Origin of the sequence: Rhodoferax fermentans (assembly GCF_002017865.1) — a bacterium.
Lineage (GTDB): Bacteria > Pseudomonadota > Gammaproteobacteria > Burkholderiales > Burkholderiaceae_C > Rhodoferax > Rhodoferax fermentans.
In genome coordinates, this window is the sequence record NZ_MTJN01000002.1 from 3,799,891 (window position 1) to 3,814,957 (window position 15,067).

Consider the following 15,067-nt stretch of genomic DNA (forward strand, 5'->3'; position numbering starts at 1 on the left):
GAGCGGCAGGAGCAAACCCCTATTTTCGCCGCGTTTTGGTGCAGCTTCGAAAACATTTGTTCAGATCATTCGCCAAGCTAGTCGGTGGCCAGGTTCAACTCGGCCCTCGGCTGCCATTTGGCCTCGGGGGACACCGCCTTGGCGGCCCCCAAAAACAGCCGCTCCGGCGGCAGTTTCTGACTCGCCAGGTAGTCGCGCACGACCACGCCACGTTTGAGCGCCAGCGCCTGCATGGCCGACTCGGAGGCGTCCAGATGGGTCAGCAACAAGGCCTCCATCTCCTCGACCGGGATGTCCTTGGTCAGCCCGATCAGGTTGCGCGGCTTGGGAAAGTCACCGCGCCGGTACACCCGTTTGAGAAGCTGCGGGTATTCCTCGACCGACACCGTGATCGGGGTGGCGGTGGCCTGCACCTGGGTAGCAGGCAGAGCGCGGCGTTTTTCACCGAGCACCAGGGCCTGCAACTGCTGACGTTTGTAGGCCTCGCGCTCGGCCTCCAGGCTGGCGGTACCGACCACGGTCATCTTCAGGGCCGGACGCTCCTGCAAGACCTTGGCCACCTTGTCCAGGCTGGTTTTGGCTGCCTCATTGAGCAACGCCGAACCGGCATCAAAGCTGACGGTGCTGAGTTCCTCACCACCGCTGCCGCCAAACAGGTTGGCGATCAGGCTGAACGGTGCGGTGACAGCCCGCAGAATCAGGTTGCCGATGACCTTGAACACAATCGGCATCAGGCGGAACTGCGGGTCATTGAGTGAACCGCTGATCGGCACATTGAGGTCAATCACGCCGTTGCGGTCAGCCAGCAAAGCCACCGCCAGCTTGACCGGCAGGCTCCTGGTGGCACCGGGCACCGCGTCACCAAAACGCAGCTGGTTGAGCACCAGCTGGTTGCTGGCGGTGAGCTGGCCGTCGGGCTGCACCTTGTAGGCCACATCCACACTGAGCTTGCCACGCTCGATGCCATAACCCGCGTACCGCGCCGAGTAGGTGGACAGCGGCGCCAGCTCCAGGTCACGCACCTTGCCCTGGATGTCCAGCACCATCGGCTGCACCAGCGGGTTGATCTTGCCCAGCACCTCCAGCGTGGCGCTGCCCTCGGCGCGGCCGCGCAGCTCCAGGTCAGCCAGTTGCGGTTCGCCCGCTGCCGTCTGCGAGGAAAAGGCGCTGAGTTTGCCGACCAGCTCACTGAGGTCGGCGGTGTAATTGGGCTGGATGAAGTGGTCGGTGAAGTTGATGCGCCCCTGCAGCAGGCTGATCGGGCCAAATTGGATCACCGGTGCCAAGGCCTGGCTGACTGAAGCTGGGCTTGACGTGGCGGCAGACACGGCCGGTGCGCTGGCAAGTGCTACGTTTTTAGAAGCACCCTGCCCTGTATTCACAGGGGCTTGATCGGTTTTTTTCATGACATCCTGCAGATTCAGACGCCCCTCTTTGTTGAGGATCAGCCGGGCATAAAAATCGCTGAGCACTGTGCCAGCCACCTTGACCTGGGTGGCAACACCAGGCGCCAGCGCCAGGTCCACACCGCTGAGGCTCAGGCTTTTCCAGCGCAACAGTTCTTCAGCAGCCACAAAGGGCTCGGTTTGCGCCAGGCTGCGCGCCTGCAGGTCGTCCAACCGGGCGTCACCCGTCACACGCAAACTCAGGCCGCTGGGCTGCTGGGCCAGGTTGAGGCGGCCTTTGAAACCGGCGTCAGCCCGCAGCAGCGCCACATTCAGACTGTCCAGAAAGTAAGGCGCCACCGCGTGCAAGGGCAAACGCTCGGCCACCAGTTCACCCTTGAGCGCCAGCGGGCTCACAGCACCGCTGCCGCGCCACGTCAGCTTGCCCGGTTCGGTGTGGCGATGGCGCAGCCGGGTCGACAGGTTGATGTCAAACGGCGCACGGCTGGCCGTCGACAGCTTCTTGAGCTGCAGACTCAAATCACTGAGCTCCAGCCGCACAGGCTGGGCGGGTGCCCTGTCCAACAGGCTCAGCTTGCCCTGCTCCAGCTGCAGCCGATCCACACTCAACAGCCAAGGCTTGTCGGCACTGGGGGGCTTGCTTGTTTTGGCGGTCTTGGTACTTGCGGCGGCAGTGACGGGCTGGGGTGCCGAGGGCTGCACTTTGAACCAGTCTTCGTACATCCAGCGCCCGGCCACGTCACGCACCAGGCGTGTGCTGGGCTGGCTGAGCTTGACAGAGCCGAAGTGGACGGAGCGGGCCTGGGTATCCATCAGCACATCAGCCAGCTGCAGCTGTTGAATGCTGGCCAATGCGGCTTTTTGGTCACCTGTCAGCGCCAGTTTGTCCAGGCTCAGTTGGGCCAGTTGCACGCGGGTCGATGTCGCCTGGGTGGCTCTGGCAGCACGCCAGTTCAGCGTCAGATCGGTACTCAAGCGCCCATCCAGCTTGGGCTGCAGATACACACCCACATAGGGTGCAGCCAGCGCCAGTGGCAGCTCGCTGAGTTGCACCGCCACCTCAGCCACCTGGTCGGTGGCGCTGCCTTTGAACTGCAGGCTGGCACTGGCGAGCTTGGCGCTGCCCTCAAACGGCAGCGCCTGGCTGAACGGCCAGGCCAGGGCACGGGCTTGCAGTTGCAGCGACTTCACACTGAGCTGGGCGGGTTTGGGCAATGCAGCGTCCAGCCAGGTGAGCTCACCGTCCTGCAACAGCAGCTCATCCACCTTGAGCTGCCAGGGGGTGGCCGGCGCTGCGGCTGCAGCCTTGATGTCTTTTTGGCCTGCAGCCCCGATGCTACTTGGGCTGGCCGCTTCACTTTTTGAAACTTTCCCAAGGGATTTCTCAGCGACCAACGTCATCAGCTCCAGGACACCAGCGTGATTGCGGCGTAATGTCAGATGTGGCTGGGTGAGTTCGATGCGGCCCAGCTGCACCTGGCGCGCCAGAGGGCGTACGTCTTTGAGCTGGATGCCCAGACGTTCAAAGGCCAGCAACTCAGCACCACTGCGGGCCGAGTTCAATTGCAGTTGGCGGGCTGACAGCTGGCCACTGAGCTTGACAGCGGTCTGGTCGGTTTGTTCAAAAGCGAGCTGGAGGTCGGCGTCGAGCACCGCCGAGCGCAGACGCACTGGCAGGCTGGCCGGCCAATACACCAGGTAAGGGGCCAGATCCAGGTCCTTGACCACCAGATGGGCGTCGGTCTTGCGCGTCTGGGCAAAAGGGGTGGCAAGGGCCGACGAGTCAAACTGGCTGCCGTTGAGCTCAAAAGCCAGTCTGGGGCTGACCAGCACCTCGCGTTTGGAATCCAGATTGCTCAGAAAAGGCACACTGAGCTGCAAGCGACTCAACTGGTGGACCTGGTTCCTGGGGCCATCGGTGAAACGCACGACACCATCGGACAACACCAGGTTGTAGAGCGCAAAACGCAGCGGCTCGGCGGGTGTCGGGGCTGGCGCGTCCTCCGGGCCGGCCAATCTGGCGAGTACGTCATCCACATCGTAGCGGCCTTCTCCGGTGTGGGTCAGGTTCAAACGTGGCGAGTCCAGCACCAGCGCATCCACCACGGGCGCCAGCCGCAGCAGCGACTGCAGTTCCATATCGATAGAGAGCCGGGCCACCGTCAGCTGCGGCCCGCTGGCCGCATCCACACCAGCCACCGCCAGGTCAGACACGCTGAGCTCCAGCGACCAGGGGCGGAAATCCACCTGCCCCACGGTCACCTGGCGCCCAAGCAGCTCAGTCAGGCGGATTTGTGCCTGCGATTTGAGCAAGGGCGGCAGCGACAGCCAGCTCAGCAACCACAACAACAGCAAGCCCACCAGCGCCCAGGCGCCACGGCGCAGCCAGATCAGAGTCAGAGGATGTTTGCGAGTTGGGGTGGGGTTGGCTTGATCGGTCGGCATACCCGGATTTTGAGCGCATCAGGCGGCAAATCGCGGAGAAAAAGGCCACGGAATTCCACAATTTTTGGCATAACAAATGAATTCCTTATGGTTGACCCGGCATATCAAACCCACCTAGAATCCGCCCAACCCGGTCATTCCGGGATTTCTACAAGCTGCCGACCCCGGCAACATCAAATCTCTGCATCCACAAGAAGGACGTCAAAAGCAGGATATTGATAGCGTAACAACCCAGGCGAGTGTTCATTTCTGCAGCATCCCATGCCGCATGTGGAACCCCCGCGCAAGAAGGAGAAGCTATGTCAGCATCTACATCATCGTTGTCCCAAAACCTGCGACGCGCCACCGCGACGGTCGCCAAAGGTTTTTTCGACATCACTCACAACAGCATCGCCCTGATTGGCGTGGCTGTCATTTTTATCGCCATCGCCTTGTTTGCCCGCCCTGAGTTGCGTGAACTGGGTGAAGTCAAGCTGTTTGGCTGGCTGCAGGAACGTCAGGCCGAAATCTCCGGCCTGGTCAAGGACCCGGCCGCCATCGAACGCGCCACCGCAACCAACCCCAAGGACTTGCCCAAGCAGCAGGCTACGGTGGCCCTGTGGCTGAGCAAAAAATACCATGTGGCGCCGGAGCCCATCAGCGCCATCGTGTCCGAAGCATTTGAGGTCGGCAGCCGTGTGCGGCTGGACCCCGCTCTGATCCTGGCGGTGATGGCCGTTGAGTCTGGCTTCAATCCGTTTGCCCAAAGCCATGTCGGCGCCCAGGGGCTGATGCAGGTGATGACACGGGTGCACAAGGACAAGTACCAGAACTTCGGGGGCGAATTTGCCGCCTTTGATCCCTTGGCCAACCTGCAGGTCGGTGTCAAGGTGCTGCTCGATTGCATCCGCACCGCTGGGTCCATTGAAGGTGGCCTCAAATATTACGTGGGCGCCGCCAACGTGGACGATGACAATGGCTACACCGCCAAGGTGATGGCCGAGTACACCCGTCTGCAGCAAGTCGCTTTGGGGCGCGCGGTACCGGCATTTCTGCCGGTGGTGATTGCGCCCAAGGAAGAGGCTTTGCCAACACCCGCATCCAGCCAGCCCAGCACCTCCGTAAAAACCGCCGAGAAATCAGCCACCGTGGCTTTGAACTGAGTCTGCTCAGATTAAAATCTGCTGCGTACGCAACTGGCGATAGGCACCCCACCCGCACGGGTCTGGCGGTGCCGATGTGGGAACACCACGGGGGAGCGTGCCGCAACATCCATTGGGGTTTTGCGTTCAGCCGTTCGCCTGGGCAGCCCTGGTGTCATCACGTGGATGATGCTCAGGCCATAGTCTTTTAGGACTGCCATGTTCAACCGCAATATTCTCATTGAGCAAACCGACCCCGAGTTGTTTGCCGCCATCCAATCCGAAAACCAGCGCCAGCAAGACCACATTGAGCTGATCGCCAGTGAAAACTACGCCTCACCTGCCGTCATGGCCGCGCAAGGCACCCAACTAACCAACAAATACGCTGAGGGCTACCCCGGCAAACGCTACTACGGCGGTTGCGAGTTTGTTGACATCGCCGAACAACTGGCCATTGACCGTGTCAAACAAATTTTTGGAGCAGAGGCAGCGAATGTGCAACCGCATTGCGGAGCATCCGCCAACGAAGCCGTTTTCCTGGCCTTTTTGAAACCCGGCGACACCATCATGGGCATGAGCCTGGCCGAAGGTGGCCACCTGACCCACGGCATGGCACTGAACATGAGCGGCAAATGGTTCAACGTGGTGAGTTATGGCCTGGACGCCAACGAAGCGATTGATTACGACGCGATGGAGCGCAAAGCCCATGAGACCAAGCCAAAACTGATCATTGCCGGCGCCAGTGCTTACTCTCTTGCTATTGATTTTGAGCGTTTCGCCAAAGTCGCCAAAGATGTCGGTGCGATCTTCATGGTCGACATGGCGCACTATGCGGGCTTGATTGCCGCCGGTGTCTACCCCAACCCGGTGCCCCATGCCGACATCGTCACCAGCACCACCCACAAGAGCCTGCGTGGCCCGCGCGGCGGCATCATCCTGATGAAAGCGCAGCACGAGAAAGCCATCAACAGCGCGATCTTCCCCGGCCTGCAAGGTGGTCCCTTGATGCATGTGATTGCCGCCAAGGCGGTGGCGTTCAAAGAAGCGTTACAACCCGAGTTCAAGCTCTACCAGCAACAGGTGCTGACCAACGCACGCATCGTGGCTGAAACACTCACCGCGCGCGGTCTACGCATTGTGAGCGGCCGCACTGAAAGCCACGTCATGCTGGTCGACCTGCGTGCCAAGGGCATCACCGGCAAGGAAGCCGAGGCCGTGTTGGGCGCCGCCCACATGACCATCAACAAAAACGCGATCCCCAACGACCCCGAAAAGCCCATGGTCACCAGCGGCGTGCGCATCGGCACCCCGGCCATGACCACCCGGGGTTTCAAGGACGAAGAAGCCCGACTGACTGCAAACCTGATAGCAGACGTGCTAGACAATCCAAGGGACAGCGCGCATATTGATGCGGTACGCGCGAAGGTGAATGCGCTGACCGCCCGCTTCCCGGTCTACGGCTGAGCAGCGGGATGAAATGCCCCTTCTGCAGTCACCAAGACACCCAAGTGGTGGAAACGCGGGTGTCTGAAGACGGGGGCTTCATCCGGCGCAGACGGCGCTGTCCGTCCTGCGACAAACGCTTTACCACCTACGAACGCCCGGAAGTCAACTTTCCGGCGGTGGTCAAAAAAGACGGCAGACGCATCGAATATGAGCGCGCCAAACTCTTGGGCTCCATGAAACTGGCCTTGCGCAAGCGTCCGGTGAGCACCGAACAGGTCGACGGTGCAGTGGAGCGCATCGAAGAAAAACTGCTCAACCTGGGACTGCGCGAGGTGCTGTCCACCCGCATTGGTGAACTGGTGATGTTCGAACTGAAGAAGCTCGACAAAGTGGCCTATGTGCGTTTTGCCAGCGTGTACCGAAGCTTTGAAGATATCGATGATTTCAAAACGCTGGTGGATGAGGTGGGGCGGTAGTTGTGCCAGCTTGTTCGAGAGCCGAGGGCAGCCAAGATGCTTCGCCCCCAATGAAAATCTCGCTGATTGTCTGCACAAGGAATCGCGCGCCTCAACTCAGTACAACGCTCAAAAAGCTGTCGGAGTTGCAGACAACAGATCCCTGGGAAATCATCTTGGTGAACAACGGATCTACTGACAACAGTCAGAAGTTGTTGGAGGATTTTTGCGCGCTTGATCCAGAACATCGCAAGGTCCTTCTGGAATCCAAACCTGGTGTTTCACATGCACAAAACACAGGGCTCACAGCCGCCACTGGGGCAATCATCGCTTTCAGTGATGATGACTGTTACCCGGAGCCTGACTATCTGAACACAATCAGAGCGTGTTTTATTGAGAGTCCTATTGACTTTCTGGGTGGGCGGGTCCTGCTGTTTGACCCTCAAAATGCCGCCATCACGATTCAAACCTGTCCAGACCGGATAGATGTCCCAGCCAATAGTTACATCAGATCTGGAATGATCCATGGCTGTTCCATCGCCTTCACGCGTGAGGCCATTGAAACAATAGGAGGGTTCGATCCGGAAGTCGGCCCCGGAAGCCCGTTGAACAGTGGCAACGACATCATTGCCCTGATTCGCTGCGCGGCCCATGGATTTCGAGGGGCCTATGACCCGCGACCTGTGGTGTACCACCACCATGGTCGCAGTTGGGGTCATGACACTGACAGAATTTTGCGGCGGTACGATGTATCTCGTGGCGCGGCCTACTACCTGGGCCTGTATTACAAAACCACACGCAAGGCCTACTTATGGCCAACGCTCAAACATCTTCTCGCCCAAGTCCTGAAGGGCCGGTGGCGCAGTTTACAAAATGAACTGTTGGGGGCCTACCTGTACTCCGGGGTACTGAGAACAAGGAAACGCTCAGGCCAGTGAGTTCAACCGCTGATCCCCCCAGATTCACCACTCATCAGTTGACCAACACCCCAAGCCATCCATGACGGCACACTCCAATGTTATGAACAGATCGGCTGGATTCTCTTTGATTGAACTGATGGTGGTGATCGCCATTGCGGCGATTCTGGCGACCTTGGCTGTACCCAGCTTTCAGGGAATGATCGCCTCCTCCAACTTGACATCGACCACCAACGATCTGGTCGCCACCTTTGCACGTGCCAGGTCAGACGCGGTTCGCCGCGGCAAACGGGTGACCGTGTGTATGAGCGCCAATGGCGCCCAATGCGCCACCTCTGGTACCTGGTCACAGGGCTGGATCATGTTCAACGACAACGACCACAGCGACGCCAATGCAAACGTCAAGACAGGCGAAACCATCACTGCCGTTGCTGCCGCCCTGAGCAACCAGCTTGTCATCTCCACCAAAGGCAGCATGCCCTATGTCTCCTACAGCGCCGACGGTCAGGCCAAGCTCATGAACGGCGGCTCGGGTGCGGGCAGGATCCGTGTTTGCAGCACCTCATCCGCCTTGACCAACAACACCCGTGCACGCGACATCGTGATCAACTTTGCCGGACGCGCCAATGTTGTCAAGCCAACAGAGGTTGACGCCACCTGCCCGGCGCCCACAACCTTAGAGTGATCAGCTTTCTTCAGCGAGCGTCTATGCAACACATTCCTTTGCACACCCAACGCGGCTCCAGTCTGATCGAAATCCTAGTGGCCCTGCTGGTCATGAGTTTTGGCTTGTTGGGCATGGCGGCCCTGCAAGCGCGTGCCATCAAAGGCAACCAAAGCAGCATGCAGAAAACCCAGGCCGTGATCATGAGTTATTACATCTTGGACGCCATGCGTGTTGATCAGGCCCAAGCCAAGGCCTTGGCATATAACACCGGCGAGTTGGATGATGACGACTTGATCGGCCCCATTTGCAGCGCAGGCGCTGTTGCTGGCACCAGCTTGGCAGCCAACAACCTCAAGGCCTGGATCACAGCTGTCAAAGCCGAAATCGGCAATCCGGATGACACCACCACCTGCGGCGCCGTGTTGTGTGATGCGGCAGGTGATTGCCGTGTCCAGGTGCGCTGGGACGACAGCCGTGCTGGTGGCTTAGGGGTTCAAATGGTTGACACCAACACCAGACTATAGGACTGATCTGATGACCCATGCCCAATCCAAAACAAGGCGATCATTTGTTCGGCGTGGTGGCTCCTTGTCCCGACCTCGTCAACAAGGATTGACTCTGATCGAGTTGATGGTGTCTCTGGTACTGGGTCTGATCCTGGTTGGGGGAGTGCTCAGCATCTTTGTCTCCACCAACCAGACCGCCCGAGTCAATGACAACCTGATGCGTATTCAGGAGAATGCCCGTATGGCTTTTGACCTGATGGCCCGCGATCTTCGTGAAGCAGGACAAAACCCGTGTGGCTCCAAATTGGTGGCCAATGTACTGCGCTCCGCTGGATCGATACCAGTGTGGGGCAACTGGAATGCTGGCACATTGCGTGGTTATGACAACACCCAGGATGAAACAGGGATCAAAGCCTTTGGCACAACAACAAACGCGCGTGTTTCGGGCACTGATGCGGTCTTGATGATCAAGGCAGACGGTGGTGACATCGCTGTGGAGTTACATGACACAGCAGCCTTTCAATTTACCCTGGCAACAACGAGCTCCAACTTTCAGGAAAACGATATTGCTTTGGTCTGTGATGGCAAGAGTGCTGCCATTTTCCAAATCTATGATGCCACACCCCACACTGGCACGGGCAAAGGTAAAGATGTCTTCCACCAAGCTGACTCAACAAATATCAACTGCAGTAGTTTTTTGGCGTACACAGCCCCGGCTTCCAATTGCCCCGCAAACATCAAGAAGTTCAAAATCGATAGCGAAACGCCAGAGATCAAAATAGCACCTCTGGGTTCGTATTTTTGGTATGTTGGCAACGCCGAGGGTGGCAAACGGTCGTTGTACAGAAGCAAGATCACCCACTCAAGCACAAACAGCAAGATCATCATCATGTCCCCGGATGAAATGATCCCCAATGTGCAAGACCTGCAGATCACCTACCTGACCCGAAACGGAACTACTGGGGCGCTTGCCGATGACTGGGTCGCCGCCAGTTCAATCACTGACTGGGCAGATGACAGCCTGACGACCCAGGTGGTTGCCGTGCGTCTCGATTTGACTTTACAGAGCACTGACAACGTCAGCACCAACCAGACACCGATTCAGCGGCATCTGATACACGTTGTGGGTCTGCGCAATCGTGACACTTTTATTAAGCCAGCGTCATGAATCATCTCCAACACCATCGGTTTTTTGGACAAACCGGCCAACAACAAGGGGCGGCGTTGGTTGTCAGCCTTATTTTGCTGGTCATCGTGACGCTGCTGGGGTTGGCAGCCATTCGCGGCATCACGCAAGAAGAAAGAATGGCTAACCATAGCTTGGATAGAAGTCTGGCCTTCCAAGCCTCTGAAGCCGCCTTGCGTGAGATAGAGCAACTCGTCGAGGCCAAAAAGCCAACCCCTACAGCTGGCTGCAGCAAAGTGGCCAATTTGATGAGTTGCGCACCACCTGCGGCAACCGACTCACCACGCTGGCTCGACAGCACGTTTGCATCTTGGACAGCTTTGGACCTGCCCATCGGCTCGGGGAGCTTGGCAGTCACACCTCAGTACTTTGTAGAGTACCTGGGGGCAAACTTCGAATGCCAACCTGGTGAAGGAACGTCTTCCGGAATTACCTGCAAACGCTACCGTATCACCGCTCGCAGTAATGATGGTACCAATGGCAGATCAACTGTGATGCTGCAATCCATCTATGCCACGGACTAGCCGAATTAGCCCTTTTTTGAAGGAGTCGCCATGAAATACAGCAACTACTTTGCCCTGGGCGTCAAGTCTGTGGCACTAACCATGGCGGCGTTGGCGGCATTGGCGTCCAGCGCCGTCACCATTCCGACCGATCCGCTGATTACCCAAATCAAAACGCCGCCGATGGTGATGCTGATTGCCAGCAAGGACCACAAGTTATTTGTGGAAGCCTACAACGATGCCAGTGACTTGGATGGTGATGGCAAACTGGACCTGCGTTTTAAGCCCAGCATCACCTACTACGGTCTGTTTGATTCCAAGGTCTGTTACACCCATAACGGCGTCAACAAAGGCAACGACGGTGTGTTTACACCATCAGCAGCGGCGGGAACCAACAACACATGCACCAACAGTTGGTCTGGCAACTGGCTCAACTACGTCACCACCAGTCGCATTGATTCACTGCGTAAAGTGCTGTATGGCGGCTACCGTTCGAAAGACAGCAGCACAGAGACCTGGCTGCGTCGCGCCTACATTCCCCAAGATGCCCACTCCTGGGCCAAGGAGTACACCAGCGAAGCGGTCGACAGTTACAAAATCAGTGACTACACACCCCTGAGCCAACCCAGTAGCGAAAAAAGGCATTTTTTTGGGAACTTGACAGCCAATGCAACGACGAACTGCAAGAATCCGGATACTTGCAGCGACATGTCCCCCTTGCTGTCTGTTGTCAAAAACTCCAACCTGCGCGTTTGGGACTGGGCATCCAAAGCCGCACCCGTGCTTGACAGCAACCATGGGGGCATCCGAGAAAACTACACCGTTCAAGTCCAGGTTTGCACCACCAGTTTTCACGAAAACTGCAAACAATACGGCAGCATATATAAACCCATTGGATTGCTACATGATTATGGGGAAAACGATTCCATGTTATTTGGACTGTTGACAGGCAGCTATAACAAGAATATGTCGGGGGGCGTCCTCAGAAAAAAAGTTTCTTCTTTCAAAGACGAAGTCGATACCAGTACAGGTATATTCAAATCTGATGCAACCATTGTCAATACATTTAATCGTCTTCGCATACGAGATTTTAACAACAACAGAACAGACTACGCTTATCGAAACAGCAGCTTGCGCACACGCCTGATGAGCGAGGGTGAGTATGTCGACTGGGGCAACCCCGTGGCAGAAATGATGTACGAAGGTTTACGCTACTTTGAGGGAAAATCCAGCCCCACATCGGTCTTTGATACCTCGGGCAGTCATGATGACGCACTTGGTTTGCCCAGAGTAGCGACATGGAATAACCCATTCATTGGTACGGACGACAGCATCACCAGAAACCTCAGATGCTCGCGCCCCAATATGTTGGTCATGAGTGATGTCTACCCATCCTACGACAGTGATCAAATCCCCGGATCACCTTATAGTTCACTGACAACTGACATCAGTGGATTCGATGCCAGCACCTTGTTAACCAAGATCAGCGACACCGAGCCTGGGGTAAAAGGTCTGCGATTTGTCGGTCAGACTACTGTAGGCACGCCTTCAACCCTCAGTAACTTGGACTACTCTCCCTCACCCAAAATGGTGACCTCGCTTGCCACTGTACGGGGTCTGGCTCCTGAAGAACCCAGCAAAGCAGGCAGCTACAACGCGGCGGCCGTTGCCTATTTTGGCAAGGTCAACGATGTGTCCAAGGCTGCTGACACACAGAGCCTGAACAGCTTCATACTGGCCTTGTCTTCAACATTGCCCAAATTTGAGGTATCCGTAAATGGTAAAAAAATTCAAATTGTGCCGTTTGCAAAAACCATCAATGGTCTTTCTGCTGACAGAACAAAAGGGAAATACCAACCTACTGACCAAATTGTTGACCTTTATGTCACAAAAGATGACTTGGACGGACCCAGCAAAGAAATGGCGTTCAAGATCAACTATGAAGCGGATGAACAAGGCAACGACTATGACATGGACATCATTGCCGAATACACGATCAAAGCCAATGACGATGGCACCGTCACGGTCCAAGTTGAAGTGACCCAAAGAACCACGGGTAGCAATCAAAACGTGGGTTATGTCATTTCGGGCACCAATCGCGATGGTACGTATCTGGTGGCCCAGGACACCAACGACGCTCTTAGTTACTTCTTGAATGTTCCACCAGGAAGAAATGCCCGCCACTGTCAAGACGAACCAAATCTCTCATCCGACGAATGCAAAAGACTGCCAGGTCTTACGAGCGCAAACCCCAAAAGTACACAAACCTTCAGCTCTGGCACAGGTGACTCAGGACAGTTTTTACAAAACCCATTGTGGTACGCCGCCAAATGGGGTGGGTTTAATGACATCAACAACAATAAACAACCTGATTTGGCTAGCGAATGGGATGCCAATGCAGATGGTGTACCTGACAACTATTTTCTGGTACAAAACCCGATCTATTTGCGCGACTCACTCAAAAGCGCATTTGACAACATCTTCAATGCCAGCTCCAGTGCAAGCAATGTCATCGCCAACAGTACCAGTATTACCGACAGCACCAGCACACAAGTTTTTCAGGCCCGTTTTGACGCCAACAAGTGGTCGGGCGATTTGGTCGCCTACCCGATTACCACAGCGGGTCTCAGCATCACACCGGTTTGGCAGGCGCAACATAGGATGCCTGCTCCGGCTGACCGCAAACTGTTTGTGCGTACACCAAGTGGCGTAACCAAAGAATTTTTGTGGAGTGAGCTGCCATCTGCGGATAAAGAATTGTTAGATGCTGACTCCAGCTCTGCCGACAACAGCGAAGATGTGATCGCCTATCTGCGAGGCTCGCGTGACAAGGAAATAAAAGGCAGTACAGGCATCTTCCGAGAACGCATCAGCCTTGAGGCCAACGTAGCTCCTCTAGGTGACATCGTAAATTCCTCTCCGTTTTTTGACCAAGAAAATAATGTGTTGTATGCCAACGCCAATGACGGCATGTTGCATGCTTTCAGGGCCCGCGATGTCAAAGACAGTTCGGGCAATGTGCTGCACAAAGCTGGCAGTGAGGTTTTTGGTTTTATACCGTCTGCCGTGGTATCACGGCTTAAAAACTTGAGCGGCCCGGGCTACACCCATGAGTTTTTGGTAGACGGCGACGTGGTGGTCTCTCCCAAGACGGCAGAGACTGGTGATAAGCGCCTCTTGTTTGGCGCACTGGGTCGCGGTGGCAAAGGTTTGTTTGGGTTGAATGTGACCACACCGACAAGTTTTGGCACTTCCGACTTTTTGTGGGAGTACACGCCAACAGGAGATAGCAGCGCCATCAGTGATGGCGTCAAGGACACCGCTGTTAATGCCAGCACAGATCCGGACTTGGGTTTGATGCTGGGCCGACCTGTGTATGCCAAGATGAACAATGGCGACAATGGCATAGGGGCTGTGATTGTTGGCAATGGCTACAACAGCACCAATGGCAAAGCAGTTTTGTATATCTTTCTGCTGGATACCGATGGTAAGGTCGCCACCGTCAAAAAGTTGGACACGCTCATTGCAGGTGACAACGGCCTAGCCACACCCAGTGTTTTGGATGTTGATGGCAACGGAACGGTTGACTATATCTACGCAGGTGATCTGAAAGGCAACGTCTGGAAGTTTGATGTTCGAGGTAAAACGACGGCGTCTTGGTCTGTCGGTTTGAGCGGAAAACCATTTTTTGTGGCCAAAGATGCTTCTAACAAGCTACAACCCATCACCTCGCCGATCACCTTTGCCAACGACACCGTTGCGGGTGACCCCCATGTGGGCAAACGGTTTGTCTTTTTTGGAACGGGCTCGTATTTCCGCTCTGTGGACCCGGCTGACGCCTCTGTCCAAAGCTGGTATGGATTGATCGATGAGGACGAGGTCATCACAGATCGAACCGCCTTAAAACAAAGGTCCGTTGCTGTCACTGGTATTTTTGATAACAAGTCTGTTCGCGGCTTTTCTGTGGCGGAGCCCAACGACATGGTGGGAAAAAAAGGCTGGTATATCGACTTTGAAAACCCTGCGGGTGAACGAATCGTCACTGAACCGATGTTTTACAAGTTTGCTGTGCCTGCGTTGGTGGCGAGTTCCATCATCCCCGCCACTGGCGACCCATGCATTCCAGGCGGCTCGGGTTACCTCAACGTCATCAACCCATTCAATGGCGCAGCGACGTCACTTGGCATCCTCGATGTTGATGAGAACAATAGTTTTAAAAACGATGTTGTTTCCGGTTATGTTATCGGCTCAATTGATCTTGGTGTTGGTTTGCTGAGTCGAGTGACGCTCGTTGGCAACCGTCTGGTTGTGGGTGGCACCGACCCCAATAATCCAGCAGAAGACATTCCGCCTAATTTTGGCGTCACACCGCTAAAAGGCCGTATTTCATGGCGCGAAATCATCACGGACTAATC

The 15,067-nt window shown here is 56.1% G+C and carries 10 protein-coding genes and 1 riboswitch; of the genes, 9 read left to right on the forward strand and 1 reads right to left on the reverse strand.

Going from position 1 to position 15,067, the window contains the following annotated elements; all coding sequences use genetic code 11:
* Positions 1-77: 77 nt before the first annotated feature.
* Positions 78-3,851 (reverse strand): DUF748 domain-containing protein, encoded by a 3,774-nt coding sequence (locus RF819_RS17710; protein WP_078366191.1) that lies wholly within the window; start codon positions 3,849-3,851, stop codon positions 78-80.
* Positions 3,852-4,150: 299 nt separating this feature from the next.
* Between RF819_RS17710 and RF819_RS17715 the strand changes: the two genes are divergently transcribed.
* From RF819_RS17715 to RF819_RS17755, 9 genes are all read left to right on the forward strand, one after another.
* Positions 4,151-4,993, forward strand: coding sequence for a lytic transglycosylase domain-containing protein (locus RF819_RS17715; RefSeq protein WP_078366192.1), 843 nt, complete (start codon positions 4,151-4,153; stop codon positions 4,991-4,993).
* Positions 4,994-5,012: 19 nt separating this feature from the next.
* Positions 5,013-5,144: riboswitch (ZMP/ZTP riboswitch) on the forward strand.
* A 47-nt stretch (positions 5,145-5,191) separates the two neighbouring features.
* Positions 5,192-6,436, forward strand: coding sequence for a serine hydroxymethyltransferase (gene glyA, locus RF819_RS17720; RefSeq protein WP_078366193.1), 1,245 nt, complete (start codon positions 5,192-5,194; stop codon positions 6,434-6,436).
* 8 nt (positions 6,437-6,444) lie between these two features.
* Positions 6,445-6,894: a transcriptional regulator NrdR gene (gene nrdR / locus RF819_RS17725; protein ID WP_078366194.1), complete on the forward strand. Its 450-nt coding sequence runs from the start codon at positions 6,445-6,447 to the stop codon at positions 6,892-6,894.
* Between the two features lie 50 nt (positions 6,895-6,944).
* Positions 6,945-7,811, forward strand: a complete 867-nt coding sequence (locus RF819_RS17730) for a glycosyltransferase family 2 protein (RefSeq protein ID WP_078366195.1) — start codon at positions 6,945-6,947, stop codon at positions 7,809-7,811.
* An 82-nt stretch (positions 7,812-7,893) separates the two neighbouring features.
* Positions 7,894-8,475 (forward strand): GspH/FimT family pseudopilin, encoded by a 582-nt coding sequence (locus RF819_RS17735; protein ID WP_158081309.1) that lies wholly within the window; start codon positions 7,894-7,896, stop codon positions 8,473-8,475.
* 23 nt (positions 8,476-8,498) lie between these two features.
* Positions 8,499-8,981, forward strand: coding sequence for a type IV pilus modification protein PilV (pilV, locus tag RF819_RS17740; protein WP_078366196.1), 483 nt, complete (start codon positions 8,499-8,501; stop codon positions 8,979-8,981).
* Positions 8,982-8,991: 10 nt separating this feature from the next.
* Positions 8,992-10,131, forward strand: a complete 1,140-nt coding sequence (locus RF819_RS17745; protein ID WP_078366197.1) for a PilW family protein — start codon at positions 8,992-8,994, stop codon at positions 10,129-10,131.
* Complete coding sequence (locus RF819_RS17750) at positions 10,128-10,673, forward strand: pilus assembly PilX family protein (RefSeq protein WP_078366198.1); 546 nt, start codon at positions 10,128-10,130, stop codon at positions 10,671-10,673. Before RF819_RS17745 ends, RF819_RS17750 begins: the two co-directional genes overlap by 4 nt.
* 30 nt (positions 10,674-10,703) lie before the next feature.
* Positions 10,704-15,065: a pilus assembly protein gene (locus tag RF819_RS17755; RefSeq protein ID WP_078366199.1), complete on the forward strand. Its 4,362-nt coding sequence runs from the start codon at positions 10,704-10,706 to the stop codon at positions 15,063-15,065.
* Positions 15,066-15,067: the final 2 nt, after the last annotated feature.